This is a genomic window from Metallumcola ferriviriculae (assembly GCF_035573695.1).
GTDB lineage: Bacteria > Bacillota > JADQBR01 > JADQBR01 > JADQBR01 > Metallumcola > Metallumcola ferriviriculae.
In genome coordinates, this window is the sequence record NZ_CP121694.1 from 2,829,995 (window position 1) to 2,854,447 (window position 24,453).

Below are 24,453 nucleotides of genomic sequence, written 5' to 3' on the forward strand. Positions count from 1 at the left end.
CCTCCTCAAATGATGAATTTCTTATCTGTCTATGTCTATCTATTTAGAATATTTTTACAAATGCAGTGCCGGTTTGCTTACTTGAGCCCGGCATCGGGGGTGGCTAACCACCCCCTGCCTAGCCAGCTGCAAAATGCAAAATATCTTGTGCGGACGATTTAGCCGCCAGCTACTGCATTAACCTTTAGGCGTTTATCTGAAAAGCTTTTTCCAGAATATCCAATCCTTCATCCACTTGGTCGTCAGTAATCACCAGCGGCGTAAGGAAGCGAATTACGTTGCCATAAATACCGGCAGTCATGGTAATTAAGCCGTTTTCATAGCAGGTCTGAGCAATCTTACCGGTGAGCTCTTTGTCCGGTTCCTTAGTGGCACGGTCCTTAACCAATTCAATGGCCACCATCGCTCCGAGACCCCGAACATCACCAATAGCCGGGTATTTTTCCTGCATCTGTCTTAGGCGCCCCATCATGCGTTCACCAATTGCAGTTGAACGCTGTATAAGTTTCTCCCGTTCTATCTTCTTGATAACTTCCAATGCGGCTACGCATGATAGCGGATTACCGCCGAAGGTACCGCCAATTTCGCCAGGTGCCGGTGCGTCCATCACTTCTGCCCGACCGGTCACTGCACTGAGCGGCATGCCGCTGGCGAGGGATTTGGACATGGTAATCAAATCCGGTTCCACTCCGAAGTGCTCAATGGCAAACATGCTGCCGGTACGACCAAAGCCCGCTTGTACCTCGTCAGAAATGTAAAGAATATCGTTCTTTTCACAAATTTTCTTAATGCCTTGGATAAACTCTTTAGGCGGTACGATGAAGCCGCCTTCCCCTTGGACCGGCTCAGCAATAAGAGCAGCCACGTGCTCAGCGGGGAATTCAGCCACAAAAAAGCGTTCCAGGTGTTCCACGCAGTGCAAACCGCACTCGGGATAAGTAGAATTAAAGGAACACCGATAACAGTTGGCTGACGGAATTTTATAGGTTTCCGGTGCGAAAGGCCCAAAACCAAATTTATAAGGTTTGACTTTGCTAGTTAGGGACATCGTCATTAAGGTACGACCGTGAAATGCTGACTCTAAGGAAATCAGGCCCATCCGTCCGGTATATTTGCGAGCTATCTTGACGGCGTTTTCCACGGCTTCAGCACCGCTATTGGCCATCATCGTCTTCTTGGCAAAATCCCCCGGGGTGATTTCCGCAAGTTTTTGAGCCAGCTTGATATATGGCTCATACATGTTAACGTGAAAACAAGAATGAAGAAACTTCTCTGCCTGTTCCTTGACGACATTGACCACTTCGTCAGGACAATGACCTACATTTAGAACCCCAATGCCGGCAGCAAAATCGATAAATTCGTTTCCGTCAACATCGGTTATTACTGCGCCCTTGCCCTTTTCAATAAATACTGGAGTTACATTTCCCGGACCCCTTGCGACAAATTCCTGACGTAATTTCATTAATTCCTGTGATCTAGGCCCCGGCACTTCTGTGACTATTTTCGACATTATTCATCAATCCTCCTTCGAAATTTTGTTTCGAATAATCAATATATTGACAAAAGTTCATGCCTTGCGGCATTAAATACCCACATATATAGGAAATTATCCCAGGCCTATAATTTCTTATATATTTATTAAGAAAATCGATCTCATCGCCTTCGGCGCATTAAGGTAATCACTTTTCACTCCCCTCGTTTGAATATTTATAATATTATATAAAATATAAAAGGTCACCCACTATAAGTGCAATAATAGTGCCAGCGCCAACGCTGCCTGCCATAAAATATTAGTGGGTAAGTCAAGGAGCAAAACGGAGCATAACAGAGCTAACGCAATGTATACAATATTCAAACATTTAGAATCTGCAAGCGGAAAATAGATTACTGCCCTGACGCATTTAATTAATGCGCCAGGGCATTTTAACAAACGTGCTCGCGGTTATTCGAGCAAAAAAGAACCCCGAGGTTAACTCGGGGCAAGAAAGTATATTTATTATAGGAGGTTAAGCAAAAATAGGCTGATTCCCGGTACATAGGTGACCAATGCCAGACCGACTATGACCGCTAAAAGCCACGGCAGCGCCGCTCGGGTCACCGTTAATAGCGGCATACCCGTCAAGCCGCTGGCCACATAGAGGTTTAGCCCCACGGGCGGTGTAATCATACCGACTTCCATATTTACCACCATGACGATACCGAAGTGAATGGGGTCAATACCCAATTTCATGGCCACCGGGTAGAGAATGGGCGCCAAAATGGTAATCATGGCCGTAGGTTCCATAAACTGCCCGGCAACGAACAACAATACGTTAACGATTAAGAGGAATATCATTGGTCCCACGTTCCAGGCTACTATCAGCTCGGCAATTGCGTGAGGAATCCGTTCCAAAGTCAGGATATGCGCAAACAGCATGGCCATACTGATAATAAAGAATAGCATTGATGTAGTTTTAGCCGCCTCAACTAAAGTCTTACCGAAGTCTTTAATCTTGAGGTCCTTATGGATAAATAGGCCGACTATCAGTCCCAGCATTACGGCCACGGCAGCGGATTCAGTAGGGGTAAATACCCCGCTATAGATACCGCCGATGACGATGATAGGTAAGGATAAGCTCCAGATGGAATCCTTCAACGCTGTCATCCGTTCCTGGGATGAGGCCTTCTCAGAGCGCTGAAAGTTTTTTTTGCGAGCAATATAGAAACTGACAACAGATAACAGCACCGCCAACATAATACCAGGCACAATACCTGCCAAGAACAATTTACCAACGGATTGGTCCACAGTAACCCCGTAAACTATCATGGGAATGCTTGGTGGTATCAAAATTCCCAATGAGCCGGCAGTCGAAATAGAACCGACTGCGTAGTCTTTATCATAGCCGTGGTCAATCATGGCCGGGATCATGATGCCGCCGATGGCAACCACAGTGGCTGGTGATGACCCGGAAATTGCTGCAAATAAGGCACAGGCAAAGATTCCCGCAATGGACAACCCGCCGGGAATATGGCCCACCCAGGTATTAGTCAGTTTAATCAACCTTTTGGCAACACCGCCGGTAGTGAAAATATTACCAGCCAGCACGAAAAAGGGAATGGCCATCAAGGGAAAAGTGTCTAAGCCGGAAAATATCTTCTGCGCCATGTTAGGCAGCGGATCTGTGGTAAAAAAGTAAATAGAGAATAACGACGCAATACCTAGAGAAACCGCAATAGGCATACCCAAGAGCAAACAAGCAAATAACATGGCGAAAACTGCCAGACCCATATTACCGGTCTGCATTGCATAAATAACGCCAAATACGCAGATACCAACAAAAATTAGCGATATTATCCGTCCCGCAGGGGAACCGGGTTTGCCCTGACCGGGCATATTCTGATGTTCTAATTGTTTATCCAGGGTTAAATCCATCAGTGCCCACCCGCTTTCTTACCCATTTCTTCTGTCGGGGTCTTTATCACTTTAACTGCTTCCTGAAGAAATCGTAAGGTCATCAGCGAAAAACCAATGGGTATGATGGAAATGGGAATGGTCAAGGGAATTTCCATTTCCGGGGTGACCTGACCAAATGCGGCAATGACACCCACCTGCTTTACACCTAAATAAGCAACGATTAAACAAAAGAACGCACTAATCAATAAAGTAGTGGTGCTTACCACCTTTTGTACTCCATAAGGGAACTTTTCCACCAAAATGTCCACACCGATATGCACCTTATCCCTTACACCGATAGACGCACCAATGAAGCCAACAAAAATCAATAAATAAATGGTGACCTCGTAAGAAGAACCCAAACTGGTTTCAAATACATAACGTAAGACTGTTTCAATAAATGTAATGGCTGTGGCAACTCCCAGGGCAATTGCTACCAGAAATTCTTCTATCCTGCTGAGTATTTTGTCAAAAAGCGCCATAACGTCACCTCTCTTTCTACCAAATACACCCGACCAGCAGCGTAAGTTTTTTTTAAAAAAGGGGCCTCTCAAATAAGAAGCCCCTTTAAAAACTAACTAGTCACGCAGAGCTTTAACTGCTTCAATTAGGTCGGAACCCACTATATCTTCGAAGTCATCATAAACCTTATCTGTCGCTTCCATCCACGCCTTCTTCTCGTCCGGAGTTAATTCATGGATTTCTTCAAGGGTACCGTCTGCTTTAATCTTATCAAGGGCTTCGCCATTAATTCTTTCACCGTTATCCCGTACCCATTGGGTAGTTTCATCCAGAGCTTTTTCCAGTCCGGCACGCACATCTTCCGGCAGGCCTTCCCAGAATTCGGAATTAGTGATTACTGCGTAACCCAGGTATCCGTGGTTACTAAGAGTCATATACTTCTGTACTTCGTGAAATTTCTTGGAGTAAATATTGGACAGGGTATTTTCCTGACCGTCAATAACGCCCTGCTCCAACGCGCTGTAAACTTCACTGAAGGGCATGGGAGTGGGGTTAGCATTTAAGGCCTTGAACTGAGCTTCCAAAACTTCACTAGACATGACACGGAAACTCTTACCTTCGAAATCTTTAGGCATATAAAGCGGCTGGTCGTCTAAGCTCATCTGCTTAAAACCGTTATCCCACATAGCCAAACCTAAGAGCTGCTTATCCTTTAACATGTTAAACAACTTGCCGCCAATTTCTGGGCTTTCCATCGCTTCCTGTACCTTCTCAGTACTGGGAAAAGCAAACGGGAAGTCAAAAATGGTCCATTCAGGGAAAAGTTTAGAAACCTTGGATGTTGCCGGAGCAGCCATCTGCACGTTATTCTGCTGGATTGCTGATAGGACGTCGTTATCATTATATAACTGAGAGTTAGGGAATACCTGTACATCTACTTTACCATCGGTATATTCCTCAGCCTTTTCTTCAAACATTACCGCAGCTTGTCCCTTGGGAGTGTTTTCAGCAACTACATGGGAAAACTTGATGACAATCTTTTCTTGCTTCGCCGCCTTGTCCCCTTCGCCACCATTATCTGCCGCCGGTTGCTCCGAACGGGCACCACACCCAGCAACCAAAGAACCAACCAGCAACATTACCACTACCAACAACGTGACCTTCTTAAACTTCATTAAAAAACCTCCTCAATATTATGATTTCTCAGACAATTATGTCTATGACAATAATCTATCATTATCCAAGTTTTCTGAAAACAATTTCACCATATTGGTCTTTTTGTTTTTTATGGTCATTGGTAAATAGCAAAACTTATCGTAAATGGGATAAACTTTTGTACCATTACAACTGCGGTTTCATAGTATGGATTAAAGAAAACTACTTAGGGGGATATTTATGAACGAAGAAAAAAAGCGAGTATTTGAGAATAGCGTAAGACAGACCCCTCCGTCTCCGTCACAATGCAGCGGTATCCTATATACCATTACCCCGGGTGATACTCTTTTCATCCTATCCACACGCTTCGGTACTCCCTTAAGGGACATCATTGCAGCAAATCCCCAAATAGATGACCCAAATGCCGTGGTACCCGGGCAAAGAGTATGCATTCCGCTGCCTCCGCCACCGCAAACATGCAGTGGTTTTTATCTCACCGTTTCCGCCGGCGATACGCTGGTACAAATTTCCCAACGTTTTGGGGTGCGGCTTGTTGACATTCTTATAGCCAACCCTCAGATAGTCAATCCGGAAGTGATTTTCGCCAGACAAACAATCTGCATACCCATACCCCCGCCGGCAGACATACCTTGTTCAGGTTTCTTTTACACTGTTAAGCAGGGAGAAACCCTCAACCAAATCTCTGCCCGCTTCAATGTAACGGTAAGAGAAATCTTTGCGGCCAATCCGCAGATTGTCGACCCGGGCAAAATATTTGCCGGCCAGAAAATCTGCATACCGAGCCAGGAGAACTCGTAAGAAATTAAGATTATTTTTTAAAAAATTAATCAAAGTCTTTTGAAATAGCTAGGGTAAAAGCTATCTTTTTCCATCTACTGCCAACATATAGTTAAGCCTGTTTGTGAACAATACAAACAGGCTTAACTATATGTCAATAGAGCTGCTGCCTGTCAGCATCCCTATTCTGATTTATAAAAAAAAGGAGGTGAAGGCATGACCGTAGGCCAACAACTTCACCAAACATTAGGTATGTTAAGAACTGCCGGAGGGCAGCTGCAGACCTATTCCCTGCAGACCATGGACCCCCAGGCAAAGCAGTTTTATAACAGCTGCAGTCAACAGCTGGAACAGATGGTTAATGACCTGTCCAATCGGGTCAATTATGTAGAACAACAGGAACCAACCTACAAGGTCAACGAAATGGCTCAACAGCAGGCCGCACAAAACCAAAATCAACAGCAATCCCAACGACAACCTTAAACAAATTTACCGCCTTGAAAAGCAATCAGTTTGATTGCCTTTCTCTTTTTGTTGGGGTGACAGTAAAGTATAAGCATAGCACCGCCGGAAAAATCCGCCTGAAGAGGAAGCTGTAAAGCCCAAAGACCAGTGAGCAGCGCACCCAAAGCCACGCCTGTCCCTACCCCGGTAAATGCGGCAGCATAGGGTCCTGCTGCCGCCAAAGGCAAAAGCAAAGGCGGGCTAACTTCACCTAACGCGACCAAGAAAAATAACAGTCCTAAAAGGATCGCACCTATCAAGCCGCCAACCAAAGTCCAACGCAATTCTCGGGCGGTAAGAAATATTTCATGCTTTATTTGCTCCTCATAATTCCCGGTTAAATCGGTAACCATCCCATCGCTGATATCCTCTCCTGCCAGCAATTCTACCGTTTGCATGGCTTGATTATTCTCGGGAAAAATTGATACTACTTTAACCATTCTCTCACCCCGCCAAAACTGTTAGATTGTTTTACCTGGTAGTGTCTGCCATCTTTACCTGAAGCAGCGAGTCCAGGCGCTTCTGTACCGACTGGGAAACCGCATCCGTATCGCCGATCAGCCAACCAAAATTAAACAACTGTTCCTGGTTGGACAAATAAAAGGGTTTAATCAACTGCAAATACTTCACTACTTCCGGTGCCACATCAGCCCGACCCACCCAAAGCATAGGTCCATGCTTACCTTTATGAGAAAGAAGTGCGGCAGCAACCGCATCAAATGGCTGATCCGGATTGACAAAGGTAATATTATGCCCCGCCTCGGAGACACCCCAGCCAAAAGATCGACTGCTCTGCCATAGCCAATACCCTTGATTTCTGCCTATATCTTTATATCCGGCAAATCCCACCGAAAAGGCCTGGGGATTATCGCCGGGAATGCGCTGTACATGACCGTATTGGCTTAATGACTTGGCAACTTGGGTAGAGATAACCTTTTCCGGACCAAACAAATATATGTATGCATCCACCGGACGCTTTTTTAGTGCCTTAATGGTTTCCTCAGGAACTTTGTCCCGCTCAACAAATAAGATAGTATGGCCCATATGGGCTACCCAGGGTGCCGCCAGCAAGGCATATTCCGGAGCATCCGCAGGGAGAAGCAGTACCTCATCCTGATGGTTGGCTTCCATTGTTGCCTTGTATTCATCAATGCTATAAGCCAATTGGGAATATTGACGCTTATTAAAGTGACGGTATTTATAACCCTCGTTACTCAAGTCCGTCAGCACACTGTCCGCCACGTCACCCACCACATATACCTTCACATTACCATCCAAAAAAACACCTTCAGGGTCTAATCTTTTTAATTCCTGCATGGTAACCTTCGGTATTTCATTTCGCCGAATAAACAATACCGGAGCATCAATGGGATGATGTATCAGGCCTACCGCAGTCAAGGCAGTACGCCAATCATTATCAGGTGTCAAAATGACAGCGCCGGGTTTATTATCTGTAAAGGTGGCCGGATAAATGGCCTCACTGATGGCAGCGGCGGTTTCAATATGATTTTTCCCGTATAAACGGGTGGTATTTGCTGTGACTAACGGCTTCAAAAGAGGCAGGTTTTCGGATGTTGCGCTGTAGAAAGGTCCGGGCAGCAGTGCCAGCAGCGCGCTGCCCAGCATCAATTCTGCCAAAACTATCACAAACCACCAACGGACATGATGCTTGCGACGGATATATTTCATCTTACATATCCCCCTTTTTGCGGCCATGTGCTACCAACGGCCAGTTAAATAACAAGCCGGTGAAAGCGCCAACAATGGTGGACGAATACATGACACCCCACCATAACAGATTACTCTCTTCCGGCATCATGGGCAGGTATTCCATCATCAGCCACCACATGAGAGGAAGCATACCCAGCGATACACCGCTCATGGAAATGAAAATCACCAAAGCACTATCTTTTACCGTATCCCAATACCGGGAGTCCTCATTAATCCTTAACATTAACGGGACAAATACCAGCACCAATACCGCCAGTCCGGCAAGATATGAAATAATAATGCTGATTATCATCGGGTTACCCAATAGATAGAACGGGCTGTCAAACTCTATCAGAGGCAGTCCATTAATAGTCAAGATAAAACCCACAATTATCATGGCCGGTGCGCCGAAACCCAAAGTGCTCAGATTTGCAGAAATCACCTGAACCCAAAATGGCTTAATGTGCCGTGCCTGGCTGACCCGGTGGCTGTAACCCCGATAATTAATATAGTAAGCATAGATGCCCAGCGGCCCCAATAAAAGGGCCACAAACAGCCAGGAAAACTTCATATATGGCGATAGATCCGTATTACGGGTGACCATATGATTCCATATCCAAATGGCGGCGGAGAAGATGAAAGCCAGCCATATTATCACCCATCCATCCAGAGCACTGTTACCCTGATCCCCCTGCATCATATAGGTATTGATTTCCTCGGCGAAATCCGCCCGAGCCTGGGCGGCAAACGGAATCTTTTTCAGATCTCCCACCACAAAGGTATGATTATAGGGTCCTTCGGTGGGGGTAACAAACCATTCGGGTTTAGTACGCCAATAATAACTTTCCACCTTCGGCGGCAGCCTCGTACCTTTAGTTAGCAGCATGGGGCCGAACCTGCCCCGGGGCGCCAAGGAGGCAATAGTCAGCGCACCGCGCCAATTTTTTTCATCTACCAGGAAATAAGTCCGCCCTCCTTCCGGAGTTTCCCGACTGTTCCACCAGCCAAAATCGGTATCCCGTTGATAATATTCCGCAAATGCGACAGCTGCCTCCACGGGGTTATTACCGCCCACCAGCCGAGCTTTCTTTTGCGACCCTTTGTCCATCAGCAGATTTTTGTTTCCCAATAAGTAAATGTTATTACTGCCGTCGGGCAGCGTGGTCGTTTCATCGCCCTCAGCGGCAGCCACCACCCTGTCCCCGGTAAGAGCTGACCAAGTCAAGGCAGGAATTGCCCACGCTGGGTCATCTCCGGGAACTACCAAAGTGTTGCGGCCTGGAGGCTGATCCTTAGCAATGTGTACATCCACAGCCAAACTCTCCTTGATAGCCGCAGCATATTGGCTCCACTTTACCGGCAGCACCACCGCGGCTATGTCATCCCGGGCAAGTCCTAACTGCTCTAAATATACCGGCAGTGCCCCAGCGTCAGCAGCCGCTTTGTCTGTCATTAGGACCGGCAGCGCCTTTAGCGGCGGCGCCATCAAATGACTCAATTGAACTGCCGGGCGCCAGTCATCAGCAGGTAGCAGCAGCAACTTCTGCGGCTCCTGCCAGGTAAGCATGTTGAAAATATTTCTCTGCTGCTCAGGCCAATCAGCGCCCCATACCCGGGTAGTATTACCGGTATTCCAGTGCAGCCGCTCAGCGACAAATTTAGTTTCTCCTTTGCTGGTATATTCTCGAAATATGTATAACGGTCCAAGAACCAGCATCGAAACAAAAAAAACAGCCAGCAGTAACGATAGTTTCTTCACAGCAAAGACCTCACTTTTGTTTATTAATTATTAGTATTAAACAGTTATAAGGTGTGCATGCATGAAAAAAAACACCCCCGCGATAAGGGGTGGTTTAGGTGTTTAATTAATAACAAGCGGAGACTACTTTTTAAACTCATTCATTCTCTGCTTCAATTATATCTGCACTGATTTCCATATGTTCCCCATCAAGAATTTGGTACAAGTAAAAATGTACTAATGTTTTAGATGGAGGCATCTAAAAGAACCTCCCTCCAAAAACTCCTGACTTTGAATTGCGAACTTTAATAACAAAATGACCACTTCCTAGGATTTTTTTCAAATCAACTAGAAAGTGGTCTAAGCTGTCGTAATCGGGCCTGGATTAGGCCACTAAACTATAATGCCTTCAAATCCCCCAAAACCCTCGTAGACATATAAATGGTCGGAGCGACAAGATTTGAACTTGCGACCTCTACCACCCCAAGGTAGCGCTCTACCAAGCTGAGCCACGCCCCGACACAATTTAATAGCTATCTGTTTTTACCGACAAGGACTATTTTACCTACTTTCAGCCGTTTTGTCAAGTTCACACGGACCGGTTTGACCGGTTGGTGGCCGCAGGGCGACAGACATCAATGGGTGTCACCCTGCGGTGTCACTTATTTGATGCCTGGTGTCAGGCACCAAGTGGCACCAAGTGTCACTTATTTGTATCCGCACTCGAAAACCAAACTGAAGTAGCTGGTGGTTTCAATTAAATCATTTTTCAGGATCATGCCTGAATTTGTGTTAGCAAGAACCTTAAATTCATTCAAACCTCTCGCGTCCATGGCGGTAAAAAGCACTCCTAAGGACGCGGGTGAATCTAAATAGTCATTACCCATTGAGAAAATTCGGCCCAAATTATCTGCTTTTAATGCAGCCATTGTCTCTCGATCTTTCTGCTGGGCTTCCTCCCTCGTCAGATAATGGGAAAAATCCACTGACGCAATAATTACTGCCCCCTCATCTGTCACCTCATTTAATTGTTCGGCTAGAAGTTTAGCTTCCTGTCTACTTACATCATGATGTAATATCAGGGGGACAACCTTAGTTTCGGGAAGATAGAATTTGATAAAAGGCATCAAGTTACCGATGGAATGTTCGGAATCTAGCACCATGTCATCCTGCTTAACAGGGGCAGCGTCCAAAAGTTTACCAACAACTTCCCTGTCTACTTCCACAGTGCCAAAGGGGGTTTGCCAGTCCCAGGTGCCGGTAATAATTCTTTCTCCCCGATTGTGGTGGTTGGGCCCAACTAGCACCAAAAGACTAGGTTCTTGCTGCCTAAAACGGCTAAACACTTGGCTTATTAGCTGATGTGCTAAAAGATGGTGCGGCACCACTGCACCGTCAATACGGTTGTCGCTCGACTCCTGTTCCCCCTCTGGGCGGGGAGAAAAATATTCCGGCATGAAGAATTGATTGGGGTGGACACTCTCCCCGGCGGCCGGGACTATCTTGCTTTCCGTTTCTCCCCGGGGAATAGAGGCCAGTAAAACCGCCAACGAAACTATAAGAGCTATCAACAGTAGTTTCTTCATTTTATCACTACCCAACGTTTCAACCGGAGTTCTACTGGCAGTTGTTTCATCAAATGGTTCTCATTTGATTATTACCCTGTCATCACCGGTCATGCTGTAAATTTTGCCGCTCTTTAAGTGCTGAAGAACTGCTTTCTCTGCCTTGAACTCCCCGCTGCCAATTACTCTGGCATAATAATGAAAAGAACCGTTTTTATGTCCAACGACAAATACCGATTTCTGCCCGCTTACCTGCACCGGGTAATTAAGACGCGTATCGTGCTTTACCCCCCAATTATAAGGCCTTTCTACTACCTTCAACCCAGCAGGCAGGTAATCAGTGATTTGATAAGTCCCATCCGGGGCTTTGCTGCCAAATTGGTAGGAAATATTCACCTGTACTAAGTCGCCTACCCGAAGCTCATTTCCGGAGCTGCGAGGGCTTGAATATTTTCTTGTCACCTTAGATCCATCAACACTAGTATCTCCTTCGGCCCCCAAACTACTTTCGTAGACAACGGTAACCCCTACCTGGCCCTGAATTCCTTTAAACTGCAGGTCGGCCAATTTTTCCGGTGTTAGATGCAAAGATAAAGTTTGCCCCGGCTCCAAGGTGACCTCCTTCTTTTTGCCATCAACGATATAACTGAAACCGACCTTCTCCTGAGGCATCCTGGTCAGTGCTTGATCTAAGAATAACAGCTGTTCAATATAGGTAAGGATAGCGGTGGTATGGTTATCAAGCAGGTATTGCTGCAGCTGGTTCTGCCCCTTGGCGTCTAAAGTCGCGGCAGCCACAGCGGCCAAAGCCGTAGCCTCCAGCACATCATCCTGATCCTCGCCCATATTAATCCTCACGGCAGCACCAATTTTTTCCCCGTCTGAGAGAAATAACTGCTCAAGTTTTGATAGCGCCCGCTGTCTGTCACCGCTTTCAGTCAGGGCCAGAATCAGGTAAAGCTGTTCTTTGACGGTTAAATCTTCCTGCCGGGACAGCCAATCAACTTCTCTTAATACCGGTTCTTTTAAAGCAGCTAAGCCGTATAAGGCAATAATGCCCCGCTCCCTGCTTTGTTTCGGGTCGTTCATTACCCGATAAAAATACTGTGTCAATACGGAATTATCGAATCCTTCTAACCCCAGAGCAGCTATCTTGGCGCTGAGCGCCAAATCAGAGTCCGCATAGGGAAGAATAGCTATCCCCCCATCGGGGCTTTGATACTTAAGGAAGTCAGTACCCGCGTCCTTCATTATCCGAGTGTCCGGGAAATATTCTTCCAGCAAGTCCCGGGCTTTGGCCGCCGCCAGTCTTTGCTCAATCCTGCTTCCTCCTACCCCTAAAAGCCGCCACAAGGTATTGAGATACTGGCTCCGCTGGTAGTCTGTGAATACTAAGGTTGATATGGAATCGGGTGAACCATTAATCTTCGTCATCTCATCCAGCAGGTAAAAGTCGGTGTGCTGCCGGGTCATCAGCGTCTCCACCACATCAAAAGTTAAGGTTAGGGTATCAGTTAATCCCTGGCCGCTTTTACCGGTAACGGTAAGTTCATAGCCGCCCGCCTTTAATGGTGGCAGCTCAAGCTGTACAGGTTCGAAAGCCTTTCCTGTTAAGACGATATTCTTTATTTCGCCGGCATTTGACTTCAACCTGGCAGTATATGTTACTTCAGCTCCATTATTTAGCTGATTGCCAAATGACCGCACGGGTATCACCGGCCGATCCCCAGTCAAATAGGTATTATTTAAAACCATATCTAAGAAAAAGGGCAGCTTTACCTTGATTTTACTTGTTCCGTTGCCGGCCTGCAGACTTTTAGTCACTGCCTGATAAGTAAGGCGCCAGGAAGTCAAATTATCCGGCACTTGAAAGGACACCTGGGCGCGACCATGCTGGTCGGTGGTTATGGTTTTAAAGAAGACGGCATCCTTGAAGTCTTTTCTGTCAGATTCCCCTTCGCCGCCGTGTTCAGCACCGCCGCTATTCTCCACCGGTGCATGGTGGGTACTAACGGTGCGATTAACCCCGCTGGGGATTAGGTCGCCGTACAAGGACCGCAGGATATCTACATGCTGATCCTTTAAGGCAAAAAGTGCTTCGTCTACTAAGTTTAAATTGACCTTGGCTTCTACCGGCCGGCCCTGTTTATCTTTCACTTCCAAAGATACCTTTACCGTATCTTTGGGTCTGTACTGCCTACGGTCGGTGCTGACTTGGATATCTAATGCTTTCTCCGCCGTGTCAAAAGCTGCCAACTGTGCCGGCGTCTCGTAGTAGTACCTCCCGTCAAAATAAACTCCTTTTAGCCAAACATTAGGGATAAACTCTGCATCAAATTCAGTGGTAAATGAGCTATCATCACGGACATAACTATTCAACACCCCGTCACGGGCAGTAAAGTACAGGAAACCTTTTTCCCTGGACGCAACAACCGCCTCATTATTTTTCAGTACCACCCTTACGGTTTCACCGGTTGAGTATTTGCCTGATTGATTATTGGGTTCTAGGTGATACCACTGATAGTCGGATTCCCGATAAAAATTAGGTCCTATCAAGTAGATTTCCTTGGCTGCTAAGTTGCCTTTGGTATCCTGGGTGGACAGTTCAACCCGGTAAGACCGGTCCCCTGACGCTGGAAAGGTAAATCCCGCACTGCCATCTTGGTTAGTGGTCACCTGCCCCTGAGTGACAAAAATCTTTTGATACTGATAATGATATTTTTTCCGCACTTTTTTGTTGATGAAGTCGTAATATTCTCCACCCTCTTCTACCTTTTCCCAGTGGTCGTAGTAAACCTTTACCGTTACTGTTTGGTCCGCCGCAGAACCACTGCGAAAAGCATCCTGTTCCCACGGGTCCTTACTACCGCTGTTTACTTTATCAACGGTTAATTGGTAAAGTTTCATGTGGACGCTGCCGGTACCATCGGTAATGCTGCCATCCGCTTCTATTTCCAAGTCATTATTCAGTACTATCACCGAACTTCTACCGGTAATTTCGCCACTTTCGGGAAGGTCGGCATTGACTTGAAGATAGCGGTGCTGCACCGGGCCATACAGGGTCCCTTCGTACATTGGTAGATACTTAAGTCCCGCCTCCCCTCTAGAGTCGGTGGTTAAAGTACCTTTTTTATCTTGAAGACGATAGTCGAACGGTATATTAGCAGCACCTGTACCTTCGAAAAAAGCAGCTTTAAGCTTAAAATCTACTGGTTCCCCCACAAAAACCGCTTTCCGATTCGGCGTGATTTCCACTTGATAAGCCGGCTTTGAATAGGTTTTTACCTCAAAACCTTGTTGAGTAATTAACTGTTCCCCATCTTTTACAGTTAGATAATAATACCCCGGTAAAAGATTGGGAAGTTTGATATTGCCGTCAAAAGTAAATTCGTTTAACTTAATTTCTTTGGAAGCAATAAACGATTGGTCTTGCCAGCCGCCCCATTTGGTAATGGCTGCCGTAATCTGCTCCGGCCGGTTGACGCCGGGCATCCTGGGCTTGACAAGACCCCAGAAATTAACTGTATCATTAGGTTTATACAGCCCCCTGTCCAGGTAAAGGTACTTCCAGTAAAAGCGCTGCTTTTCCCGTAATTTCTCTCTTTCCTCATCCCAAGGGAGTTGGTGTCCAACTGCAGCTACCGCTGTTTGATTACCTTTGGTTACTGTGATATAGGGGCCGCCACCCCCGCCCTTAAGAGCGGTTAGCTCGGCTAAACCGTCAGGCCCGGTCATAACCCCCTGCTCTTTGCCTTCAGCCCTTACTACCGTTTCCGCCACAGGTATCCCGCTAAGCAGGTCATTAACCCAGACTAAAGTCTTATTGTCGGCGTAAGCGGCATAAATACCCAGGTCAGTTACCTGAAACCATAACTGTCCCCGAAAGTCCTTAACTGATACCTCAGCCACGTAAAAGCCGGCTGGCATAGGCTCAGGGAATTCTAGAATGTTTCGGTAGTCGTAAGCCTTCAAAGGAGAGACGAATTCAGCCACCCGGTTCAAGGATGAAGTGTCTTCTCGATACTTTTCCCGGCTGCGAGATGCCCAAGAGGGGATTTTCTCCCGCTCGCTCAGAGCTTCGATGTAAGCTGATGCATCGGGGTACCGATAAATGCCTACCTGCACTTCGGGGAGCTCTTCCTGATTCCGGTTATAGTAGCCTACAGGAATTAAAGGGGTATCTTCAGTGGTAAAATCCAAGTTACTGCGATAAAAGCTTAGGTCATAATCCTGTCCTTTACCTTGAACTCCACTATCTGTTTCAAACTGAAATGTGTAATCTTCCTGCAGTACTTGGTCACTTCCCGCCAGCGGCAGCCCCTTTTTTACCGTAACAGTGTATACAGTCGCCGGTTCTAGTTTTTTCGAAATAAATACCGCTGTTTTTTTATGTACTATGAAATTACCGTCCACTTTGGGGCTAATGGAAAAGTAATCTTTAATTTCTTCAAAATTTAAATGGGAAAAATTAATTTCAATACCGCTGTCAATCGGTACTAAAGCAGACTTATCCCGGGGCAGGGTGGAGACGATGCTAAATTTTCCTTTCGTCTGAAACGCCCATTTTAGAGGTGGCTGCTCATCCAGGGCCAGAGCAAACCTGTAGATACGATTAGGGTCCAAAGGCTGATCGGGTACAATTCGAAGCTCTTGGCTGCCTTTGGCGTTTTGTTTGACCGTGAACCCCACGGCAGGGCTTAGCGTCAGCTTTTCCTTAATCTGCCGGGCATTTAAAGCCACATTAGACTGGATAAGAAACTCCGAATCCAGGTTGACTCCTCCCTGGTCAGATACAGTGGGTCTCAGGTCAATCTCTGCGGCAATGGCACCGCTGGTAACCTCTACTGGGTGGTCATTAGCCGCTGTAATAGCAAATGTAACTGCTGTCACGATCAGAAGCGCACCAACAATGGACACGTATTTTTTCACTCTACTTTCCCCCTGTAAAAAAATAACACTCTTTACGATATCTTAAGTATTTTTAGTCCCACTTCTTTTCCCTTTAACAATATCCTTGATGTAAGTTTTGGCTTAACGGGACTCTTTGCGGTTACATATTAATAGCCCAAAGTTTCTCCGACAATTATTACTTTAAAATCTGCTGCCGAAGGCTTTTTCTTTAGCACAGAATAGATGCGGCAGATTCTTTTTTCACTGTTACAATCAGCACAAACGCCAGTGGTAGCACATGGGGTTTTTAAATTCAATCGATTAGTATTTTTAGGTGCGGCACTTAACTCAATTCTTGCAAATCCCGCTTCGGTATCTTTACATATTTTGTTTACACCTGCCAAGACTATCACTTTCTTGGGTCCAAAAGACATGGCTGCCACCCGATTACCAGTTCCATCTACGTTTACCAGGTATCCGTCTAAAGTTAGCGCATTACTACTGCATAAAAAGATATCACTGGTCAGCTGCTTACGCCGCACTTCCAACTTTTCTTCCGCGGACAACTCGGGTACATTGTGGTCTAAAATAACTGCTCCAAGCTCGGCCGCTTTTTCCGCCACATTCAGCCCTTTGACGGTAGCAGAACCACCAAATCCGATGGTCATCCCTGATGTTATTAAGCTCAAAACAGAATCAACTGCGTCTTTTGAATTAGTAAAATACTCCGCATCAAATCCATTTTTCTTTAAGGCACCCACTGTTATCTCCGCCAATTGCTCATTATGCCATTTTTGTACACTCAAAATTAACCCTCCTCTAAGTTTTCGGTTTAGAAACTTAAAATAGTTATAGTACATATATTTCGCTTTTATGATCAGCTTTTCCTGGTTTTTACAGGTCATTGGTTTTTAAAATCAGCAGAAATGGCATCGGCATCACCATCATACCAATCCCTTGTTTAACCGTCGTACACTGAGCCAGAAAATTACCAGGCCAAATATTGCCAATGCCAGAGCGTGAATCCACAATGCCTCCATGCCGACGCCTTTCAGGAATATACCTAATACAATTTCCATGTAATGACGCAGCGGGCTTATGAAGGAAATCCACTGCAGCGCGGAAGGCATACTGGAAATGGGTACCATAGTTCCTGATAAAAACATAATGGGGAAGAGGGCAAAAAAACTCAGCAGCAGCACCTGCTGTAAGGTTTTTGCATACGTCGCCAGGAGAACTCCCAAGCCCATGGCGGCAAAAAAGATTAAGGTGGATAGCAGGAAGAACAACATCAAACTGCCCTTCAAAGGCACATCGAAGAGAAACATGGCGATGACCACACCCACCCCTAGCCCCACCGTTTTAATAATACCCATTGGCAAAATCTTTGCTATCACAAACTCTGCAGAACTGATGGGAGTCACCATTAATTGCTCCAATGTACCCGCTTCCTTTTCCCGCACTATAGCACCCGCAGCCAGCAGCACGCCAGTCAGCAGCGCTGCCAGGGCAAGCATGGCCAACAGGTTAAAGTGGGTGAATTTAAGTTCTGGGTCATAGAGCACATTGATCCGGTTGTTGATTACCGGCATGCTCTCCAGCGCTTTGCGGTCAACTCCTAAGCGCTCAATTTCAATAGCTTGGGAGTAGTCCCGAATAACCTGGGATGCATAACCCAGGGCCGTGGCAGCAATTTGTGAGTTGGACCCATCTACCAGCAATTGGACATTTGTTGTAAGACCCCGGGCTAAATCGCGGGAATAGTCCCCGGGAATGATGACGGCCATGTCTACCCTGCCGCTTTTAATCAACTCATCCACCGTACCGGGTTCATTGACAAAATACTCCACAGAAAAATTGTCCAGACTGCGAAACCGGTCCAACAACTCCCGGCTCTCAGCAGATTTATCCATATCATAAAAAGCGACGGGTAGATTATTTACATCAAGGAATAAAGCCCAGCCGCAAATAGCCACTTCCATGAAAATGTAAAGCACCAAGAAAACCATAGCCTTATCCCGGAAAAACTGAATAAATTCTTTTTTTACCAGCGACATCAAACGTGTATACATCGGATGCACCCCCCTTACGCAACCTTCTTTTTAAACCGCATCGAAGCCAGGGTAATGATAACTCCCGTATAACCCAGCAGCCATAATATATCCACCCAAAGGTAGCTCAGTCCGTTTCCCTTCAGGAAAATGCCTCGGGAAATCTCAATAAAGAACCGCGCGGGAAAAAGATAGGTGTAGTACTGGAAGAATTTTGGCATGTTGAATATGGGGTAAACAAACCCGGAAAATAACATGGAAGGCATCACTGTAATTACTATGGCTAATAGCATGGCCACCACCTGGGACCTGGTAACGGTAGATGCCAACAGGCCAATGGCCACAGTGCACATCACATAGATTACCGATAATAATAAAAAGAGCAGGAGACTGCCTTCAACCGGTATTTGAAACCAAAAAACGGCAGCAACCAGAATTACCAGTACTTCGATAAAAGCGATGACACCATAAGGCAAAAGCTTACCCAGAATGAATTCATAGGGCTTAATAGGGGATATCATCACCTGCTGGATAGACCCCCGTTCCTTCTCCCGTACCACTGCCAGCACCGATAGCAGTGGCGGAAAGGCCATCAGCAATACGCCAAATAAACCGGGAATAATAAAGTTCTTGCTGTCAAGAGACGGGTTATACCAGACCCGAGGATCTACTGTTACTGCTTCTTCCACTTGAGGCAGGCCCTTTCGCTGCAGCATACCGTTTACGACTTCAGCTGACCGGGCCTCATTGATAGCTTTGGTATAATTAATGGCAACCTTAGCCGTGGGTGGAAATGAGCCATCTACCATTGTCTGGACTTCCGCGGGCAAACCCTTTAGTAACCGATCCGAAAATTGCGGCGGAATTACCAGTGCTGCATCCACCTCACCCCGGTCCATCAGCCGGTAGATATCCTTGTAGTTGGCCGCCTGGTCTTGAATAATAAAATAGCCCGAATTACTAAAACTTGAAATATATTGGCGGCTTTCAGCGGACTTATCCTGATCCCATACCGCTAACTGGACATTCTTTAAATCCAGGTTTATGGCATAGCCGAACAATAAAAGCATTATTAACGGCAGTAAAATGGCAATTCCCAAAGAATACGGGTCTCGTCTGATTTCTAAAGACTCTTTACGAAGCATGGCCAGTATTCGCCGCATTAATAAGCCCCCTTTCTGTCCTCAGCTTCAATCAAAGCAACAAAAAGGTCTTCCATGGTCAGCGGTGCTTTCTCAACACGACTAACCGGGTGATGATTTTGCTCCAACAATTTTTTAACCCCGGCCGCCGCCTGGGCAGCATTGTCAACCATAAGATGCAGCGTACTGCCAAAAACACTTGCCTGCTGATAGGCAGCATCTTCAGTTAAAAGGTCTAAAGCGCCCATGGGGTTAGGCGTTTCGATCTCCAGCAACTCTCCAGCCAGATTTTCTTCTTTTAACTGACTGGGACTACCCATGGCAACCATATTACCGTAATAAATAAGGGCAATGGTGTGGCAGTGCTCCGCCTCATCCATGTAATGAGTGGTGACAAACACTGTAACCCCTTGTTCCGAAAGTTGGTAAATCAGATCCCAAAATTCCCTTCGGGCGTTAGGGTCAACTCCTGACGTGGGTTCATCCAAAAATAATATCTCCGGCTGGTGCAGGATGGAGCAGCCCAAAGCCAAGCGCTGCTTCCAGCCGCCGGAAAGATCCCGGGTGACAGTGTTTTCTTTGCCGGTCAGGCCGGCCATTGCCAAAACCCACGCTTTACGTTCCTTTAATACGTTACCGCGCAGGCCATAAACACCGGCAAAAAAGTTTATATTCTCTTCCGCAGTCAAGTCATCATAGAGAGAAAATTTCTGGGACATGTAGCCTATTTTAGAACGCAGCTTGCGGGAATGCTTAAAAATGTCTAACCCTGCCACCCGCGCCTTACCCGACGTTGGCGGCAGCAGCCCGCACAGCATCTTGATGGTGGTTGACTTTCCTGACCCGTTGGGTCCTAAAAATCCGAAAATCTCTCCCCGTTTGACTTTAAAGCCAGCCTTGTTAACTGCCGTGAAACTACCAAATGTTCTTGTCAATTCTTCTACTTCTACTGAATAATCAGTTTCCTGGGCAGCCTTACTGCTGTCGTCGTTTCTTTGCGGTACCAATAACTGCCAGTTTTTTTCTGTTTCCTGCCCTTCTTTCGGCCCCTCATCGATGATGGATACAAAGATATCCTCAAGTGAAGGCATAATCCCTCGAATATCTTCCACCTTTATCCCGGCATCGGTTAATAAATTGCCAACCCTTTCTTCTTGACGCGCATCACTAACCTCTAAATGCAGCTCTTCTCCGAAAATCTCAACCTTAGAGTACTCCTGCCGGAGAATTTCAAATGCCCGACGCAGAGGATTGGCCTTGATGCTTAGCAGGGTCCCCTGCATACTTTGTTTTAGGGACCGAGGTGTATCACACTTAATAATGCGCCCTTGGTGCATTAAAGCAACCCGGTCGCACCTTTCCGCTTCATCCATATATGGTGTGCAGACGAAAACCGTCACTCCCTCGCTGATAAAATCATATATCAGTTTCCAAAATTCTCGGCGAGATACCGGGTCTACACCTGTGGTGGGTTCATCCAGAAAGAGAATTTCCGGCGAATACATGAGTGTACAACAGAGGGCCAGCTTCTTTTTCATCCCCCCGGAAAGGTTTTCCGCCGGCCGGTCAATAAACTCGGTCAGCCGGCTAAACTGCAGCAGTTTTTCTTTTCTCTTTTCTCTTTCTTCCTTGGGCACTTGGTACAGATCAGCAAAAAAATCGATGTTTTCTCCTACCGATAAAGTGCCGTATAAGCTGAATGCTTCTGACATATAACCAATTTTACCGCCAAGGCCTTCGGCATTATTAACGCTATCCACCTCGGCCACGGCAGCCCTTCCGGACGTGGGCGAGAGAATGCCGCAAAGCATCTGGATTGTGGTAGTCTTCCCAGCGCCGTCGGGGCCTACCAGGCCGAATATCTCGCCTTTTTTCACACTTAAATCCAACCCGTTCACAGCTGTTACGCTATCAAAGTTTTTCGTCAACCCCCGGGTAATTATTGTATTCTGTTCCAAATAAACCTCTCCCTGAAATCTGAGAATGCTTTACTTATTTCCACTATCTTCAGTAACTGTCATAATTTCAGCGTCCGCCGGCATACCGGGCTTGATTGCTCCACCGGCGTTACCAACTTCAAGTTCTACGGCGTAAACCATTTTTACCCTTTCATCCGGCATGTGAACATTTTTGGGAGTAAATTCGGCTTCCGATGCTACCTTTACTACCCTGCCGTTGAGTGGCTTATCAGGATAGGAGTCAACGTATACCTTGGCAGTCTGCTTAAGTTTAACCCTGCCAATATCCTTTCCGGTTACGTAGACCTTGAGGGTCAACTGATCCATATTTACTAATTGTAAGAGCGGGGTGCCCGGTACCGCACTTTCACCCAGTTCCACAAGTTTATTGACTATTATACCGTCGCTGGGAGCATAAATTTCAGTCTTGGCCAATATCGCCTCGGCTTCTTCCAGCACAGCCCGAGCCAACTTCTTGTTAGCTAAAGCTACTTTTAAAGCTGCATCGGCCTGGCTATAATGTTGATCCTCTACCTGTTCTCCTGTAGAAACTTGTGTATCGTAAGCCATCTGCAGAGCCGCTTCGGCCTGCTGTACCTGTTTTTCCACAGCTTCATACTGGGCTTTTGCTGCGTTATACTTATTTGTCACTGCTTCGGACTGCGCTTCGGAAACGACGTTTTGCTTATACAACTGCCGGTACCTTGTCAATTCATCCTCTGCCTGCTTCAAGGCTGCCCTTACCTGGTTGGCATTGGCCCGTGCCGTCTCCGCAGCAGCCCTAGCTTGAGCAACTGTACCGGTGTACTGACGGTCAGTCAAATCTACGGCAAGCTGCGCCTGTTCTACCTGACTTTCAGCTACTGCAAACTGGGCCTCTGCCTGTTCAACTTTTGCGCGAAGCTGTCTATCATCAAGTTTAGCAAGCAACTGACCCTTTTTGACCTGTTCCCCTTCATCTACAGCCAGTTCCGTTAGTCTTCCTGGAATTTCTGCACTGATTATCACCCGATCTCCCTCTACAAAGCCGCTGCTTTGGATTACACCAGGGTCATCCTCACTAGCGAACACATTAAATACTCCCCATCCCCCAATAATCAGCAGCCCTACAACAAGGACTACGGCCAATTTTTTCTTCTGCCAAAGCTTCACCATTTTTTGCCCTCCCAACGGTTAAATCCATTATCTTAGATATCTCACAAACTACCCCCAGTGGGTATTGCCATTATATTCTTACACCGTTAGTGCTAATTTGTCAACCTATTTTACCGAATTTATTTGGCGGACATCAAAAAAGGCCATGCACTCAAGAGCACAAGTACGGCTAAGCCAGCAAAGCTGGCAAGCCTTCTATGCATCGAGTGCACGGCCATTACTATGTTATAAGCTGCTATTTCATCGGAAGTTCCCAGACAAACATCCGCTTAGGAACATCCCGCAAATCCTTCATGTTCAATTTTATCGTAGAATCCGTCCTGATTACTCCATCACCATTTTCATCTTTGGCGGGGAAAGCCAGCACGCCTACGGGGTGGTGACTGTCCTTGCTGGACAATTCCCACTTGGTGGGCTTTAATATTTTTCCGTCTACCTCTAATTCGGCTTTTTCCAGCATGGAGTAATCCCTTAAATCGCCGGAATGGGTGGTCATGGACACCTCAAAAACGATATTATTCTCTAAGTCCAGTTGGTCCACTGACTGTTCGTTACCTACGGCCTCGAAATATTCCGGCGCTGCCCAGAACACACCTACTTCAACACTGCCCTGGCCTTCATCGACGCGGAAATACATCTGCTCAAATTGATCCTCAGCCACTGCCTGCTCATTTTGATTCTCACCTGCTTGGGCAGGTGCATCCTTACCGGCCTGGGCTGGGGTATCTTGAGATACATTATCGCCTTGTTCTGGTGCCTTCTCTCCAGAGGTACAACCTACAAGTATTAAGCTCAAAGCAAAAATCATTATTAAAATAGCCAATCCTTTTTTCTTCATGACAGTCATCCTCTCGCTATTGCTATTGTACTGATACGAAATCAATTTCATGAGGTGATGCACCTACATCATAATGGTACAGTTCACTGTAATCTTTGGCGTTGAAAATGTACACCCGGTTTTCTTTACTATCGGTAATAAAGACATTTTGACCGTCAGGTGTGAAGCTGACGTGGTTTGGCGAAGGAGTGACATCAATTACCTGGGCCACTTTGTAATCAGCCTCAACATCTATCACTTGTACTGTACCCTGGCCTTGGGCTACCACCCAAATATAGCGGTTGTCAGGGGACACAGCTACCGCATGGGTTTTTTCACCGGTAGGAATAATCTTTTCCAATTTACCGCTGCCGGTATCCAGTACCCCGATGGTACCGCCTTCGTAATTTGCCACGTACAGGTACTTGCCGTCAGAGGATGGCCGGGTCTCCTGTGCCCCTTCACTGCCTGAATCCCAGACACCCTCCACCTTAAAGGTTTTCATATCTACCACTATCACACCATTAGCCACCGGGTCGGCAATATATGCTCTTTGGCCATCCGGTGAAAAGCTCATGTGGGTAGGTCCTGCCATGCCCTCAGTGATAGTCTGCGCTATTTCATTAGTGGTGGTATCAATCACGGCCAATATGGGCCCGCCTGACCTCCCTGCCGCCACCAAGACATACTTACCGTCAGGGCTGATATCAACACCATGGGTCCTTTCACCTACATTAATAGTCTTAACTTTTTTACCTGTCTGGGTATCCACCACGTAAATATTTCCGCCGTCTAGATCTCCCGTATACAGGTACCTATTATCTGGCGTTACCGCTACTCCGTGGGAAGCTGTTTTTCCAACACTAATGGTTTGTTTTACCTTCTGTGTTGAAGTATCATATACCGTTACGGTGCCGTCTCCGGCATTAGGTACGTAAACGAGATATTGTTCCGCAGCTGAACATGCTGTCAAACCCACTACAAAAAGTAGTAACATTAAAGATAATAAGACTTTTTTCGACATTGATAACGCCCCCTACTTTGGTTAGCTTAATCTTTAAAAGTATAGCCCATC

The 24,453-nt window shown here is 46.4% G+C and carries 18 protein-coding genes and 1 tRNA gene; 2 read left to right on the forward strand and 17 right to left on the reverse strand.

Annotated elements, in window-relative coordinates:
• Window positions 1–184: 184 nt before the first annotated feature.
• From gabT to MFMK1_RS13970, 4 genes are all read right to left on the reverse strand, one after another.
• Complete coding sequence (gene gabT / locus MFMK1_RS13955) at window positions 185–1,510, reverse strand: 4-aminobutyrate--2-oxoglutarate transaminase (RefSeq protein WP_366922303.1); 1,326 nt, start codon at window positions 1,508–1,510, stop codon at window positions 185–187.
• 486 nt (window positions 1,511–1,996) lie between these two features.
• Window positions 1,997–3,412, reverse strand: coding sequence for a TRAP transporter large permease (locus tag MFMK1_RS13960; protein ID WP_366922304.1), 1,416 nt, complete (start codon window positions 3,410–3,412; stop codon window positions 1,997–1,999).
• Window positions 3,412–3,915, reverse strand: a complete 504-nt coding sequence (locus MFMK1_RS13965; RefSeq protein ID WP_366922305.1) for a TRAP transporter small permease — start codon at window positions 3,913–3,915, stop codon at window positions 3,412–3,414. The genes MFMK1_RS13960 and MFMK1_RS13965 overlap by 1 nt, the downstream gene beginning before the upstream one ends.
• 96 nt (window positions 3,916–4,011) lie before the next feature.
• Window positions 4,012–5,070, reverse strand: a complete 1,059-nt coding sequence (locus MFMK1_RS13970; RefSeq protein ID WP_366922306.1) for a TRAP transporter substrate-binding protein — start codon at window positions 5,068–5,070, stop codon at window positions 4,012–4,014.
• A 220-nt stretch (window positions 5,071–5,290) separates the two neighbouring features.
• Here MFMK1_RS13970 and MFMK1_RS13975 point away from each other — a divergent pair, with 220 nt between their 5' ends.
• Together MFMK1_RS13975 and MFMK1_RS13980 are read left to right on the forward strand one after the other, a co-directional pair.
• Window positions 5,291–5,869: a LysM peptidoglycan-binding domain-containing protein gene (locus MFMK1_RS13975; protein WP_366922307.1), complete on the forward strand. Its 579-nt coding sequence runs from the start codon at window positions 5,291–5,293 to the stop codon at window positions 5,867–5,869.
• 195 nt (window positions 5,870–6,064) lie between these two features.
• Entirely contained in the window at window positions 6,065–6,331 is a 267-nt protein-coding gene (locus tag MFMK1_RS13980; protein WP_366922308.1) for a DUF1657 domain-containing protein, read from the forward strand.
• Here the strand turns inward: MFMK1_RS13980 and MFMK1_RS13985 are convergent.
• From MFMK1_RS13985 to MFMK1_RS14045, 13 genes are all read right to left on the reverse strand, one after another.
• Window positions 6,328–6,792, reverse strand: a complete 465-nt coding sequence (locus MFMK1_RS13985; RefSeq protein ID WP_366922309.1) for a hypothetical protein — start codon at window positions 6,790–6,792, stop codon at window positions 6,328–6,330. The two genes, MFMK1_RS13980 and MFMK1_RS13985, sit on opposite strands and share 4 nt — an antisense overlap.
• 31 nt (window positions 6,793–6,823) lie before the next feature.
• On the reverse strand, window positions 6,824–8,041 hold the full coding sequence (locus tag MFMK1_RS13990) for a cell wall-binding repeat-containing protein (RefSeq protein WP_366922310.1): 1,218 nt from the start codon (window positions 8,039–8,041) through the stop codon (window positions 6,824–6,826).
• Between the two features lies 1 nt (window position 8,042).
• The gene (locus tag MFMK1_RS13995; RefSeq protein WP_366922311.1) at window positions 8,043–9,821 is read right to left on the reverse strand and encodes a DUF4396 domain-containing protein; all 1,779 of its coding nucleotides are present in this window, start codon (window positions 9,819–9,821) and stop codon (window positions 8,043–8,045) included.
• A gap of 421 nt (window positions 9,822–10,242) precedes the next feature.
• Window positions 10,243–10,319: transfer RNA gene (locus MFMK1_RS14000), tRNA-Pro, on the reverse strand.
• A gap of 188 nt (window positions 10,320–10,507) precedes the next feature.
• On the reverse strand, window positions 10,508–11,386 hold the full coding sequence (amrB, locus tag MFMK1_RS14005; RefSeq protein WP_366922312.1) for an AmmeMemoRadiSam system protein B: 879 nt from the start codon (window positions 11,384–11,386) through the stop codon (window positions 10,508–10,510).
• Between the two features lie 60 nt (window positions 11,387–11,446).
• Window positions 11,447–16,294, reverse strand: coding sequence for an alpha-2-macroglobulin family protein (locus MFMK1_RS14010; RefSeq protein ID WP_366922313.1), 4,848 nt, complete (start codon window positions 16,292–16,294; stop codon window positions 11,447–11,449).
• A gap of 128 nt (window positions 16,295–16,422) precedes the next feature.
• A complete protein-coding gene (locus MFMK1_RS14015) occupies window positions 16,423–17,064 on the reverse strand; it encodes a lactate utilization protein (RefSeq protein ID WP_366924949.1) in 642 nt (213 codons plus the stop codon).
• Window positions 17,065–17,199: 135 nt separating this feature from the next.
• Window positions 17,200–18,327 (reverse strand): ABC transporter permease, encoded by a 1,128-nt coding sequence (locus MFMK1_RS14020; protein WP_366922314.1) that lies wholly within the window; start codon window positions 18,325–18,327, stop codon window positions 17,200–17,202.
• Window positions 18,328–18,341: 14 nt separating this feature from the next.
• Complete coding sequence (locus tag MFMK1_RS14025) at window positions 18,342–19,469, reverse strand: ABC transporter permease (protein WP_366922315.1); 1,128 nt, start codon at window positions 19,467–19,469, stop codon at window positions 18,342–18,344.
• Window positions 19,469–21,406 carry an ATP-binding cassette domain-containing protein gene (locus MFMK1_RS14030; RefSeq protein WP_366922316.1) on the reverse strand — a complete coding sequence of 646 codons (1,938 nt, stop codon included), beginning with the start codon at window positions 21,404–21,406 and terminating at the stop codon, window positions 19,469–19,471. The genes MFMK1_RS14025 and MFMK1_RS14030 overlap by 1 nt, the downstream gene beginning before the upstream one ends.
• A gap of 30 nt (window positions 21,407–21,436) precedes the next feature.
• Window positions 21,437–22,561 (reverse strand): HlyD family secretion protein, encoded by a 1,125-nt coding sequence (locus MFMK1_RS14035; protein ID WP_366922317.1) that lies wholly within the window; start codon window positions 22,559–22,561, stop codon window positions 21,437–21,439.
• Between the two features lie 235 nt (window positions 22,562–22,796).
• Complete coding sequence (locus tag MFMK1_RS14040; RefSeq protein ID WP_366922318.1) at window positions 22,797–23,399, reverse strand: hypothetical protein; 603 nt, start codon at window positions 23,397–23,399, stop codon at window positions 22,797–22,799.
• A gap of 22 nt (window positions 23,400–23,421) precedes the next feature.
• Window positions 23,422–24,402 carry a WD40 repeat domain-containing protein gene (locus tag MFMK1_RS14045; RefSeq protein ID WP_366922319.1) on the reverse strand — a complete coding sequence of 327 codons (981 nt, stop codon included), beginning with the start codon at window positions 24,400–24,402 and terminating at the stop codon, window positions 23,422–23,424.
• Window positions 24,403–24,453: the final 51 nt, after the last annotated feature.

Excerpts from the sequence above, each read along its gene's own strand:
- MFMK1_RS13965 (WP_366922305.1), bottom strand. The coding sequence starts at position 3,915 with ATGGCGCTTTTTGACAAAATACTCAGCAGGATAGAAGAATTTCTGGTA.
- MFMK1_RS13990 (WP_366922310.1), bottom strand. The coding sequence starts at position 8,041 with ATGAAATATATCCGTCGCAAGCATCATGTCCGTTGGTGGTTTGTGATA.
- MFMK1_RS13960 (WP_366922304.1), bottom strand. The coding sequence starts at position 3,412 with ATGGATTTAACCCTGGATAAACAATTAGAACATCAGAATATGCCCGGT.
- MFMK1_RS13980 (WP_366922308.1), top strand. The coding sequence starts at position 6,065 with ATGACCGTAGGCCAACAACTTCACCAAACATTAGGTATGTTAAGAACT.
- amrB (WP_366922312.1), bottom strand. The coding sequence starts at position 11,386 with ATGAAGAAACTACTGTTGATAGCTCTTATAGTTTCGTTGGCGGTTTTA.
- MFMK1_RS13970 (WP_366922306.1), bottom strand. The coding sequence starts at position 5,070 with ATGAAGTTTAAGAAGGTCACGTTGTTGGTAGTGGTAATGTTGCTGGTT.
- MFMK1_RS13975 (WP_366922307.1), top strand. The coding sequence starts at position 5,291 with ATGAACGAAGAAAAAAAGCGAGTATTTGAGAATAGCGTAAGACAGACC.
- MFMK1_RS14020 (WP_366922314.1), bottom strand. The coding sequence starts at position 18,327 with ATGTATACACGTTTGATGTCGCTGGTAAAAAAAGAATTTATTCAGTTT.
- MFMK1_RS14040 (WP_366922318.1), bottom strand. The coding sequence starts at position 23,399 with ATGAAGAAAAAAGGATTGGCTATTTTAATAATGATTTTTGCTTTGAGC.
- MFMK1_RS14035 (WP_366922317.1), bottom strand. The coding sequence starts at position 22,561 with ATGGTGAAGCTTTGGCAGAAGAAAAAATTGGCCGTAGTCCTTGTTGTA.
- MFMK1_RS13985 (WP_366922309.1), bottom strand. The coding sequence starts at position 6,792 with ATGGTTAAAGTAGTATCAATTTTTCCCGAGAATAATCAAGCCATGCAA.
- MFMK1_RS14025 (WP_366922315.1), bottom strand. The coding sequence starts at position 19,469 with ATGCGGCGAATACTGGCCATGCTTCGTAAAGAGTCTTTAGAAATCAGA.
- gabT (WP_366922303.1), bottom strand. The coding sequence starts at position 1,510 with ATGTCGAAAATAGTCACAGAAGTGCCGGGGCCTAGATCACAGGAATTA.
- MFMK1_RS14045 (WP_366922319.1), bottom strand. The coding sequence starts at position 24,402 with ATGTCGAAAAAAGTCTTATTATCTTTAATGTTACTACTTTTTGTAGTG.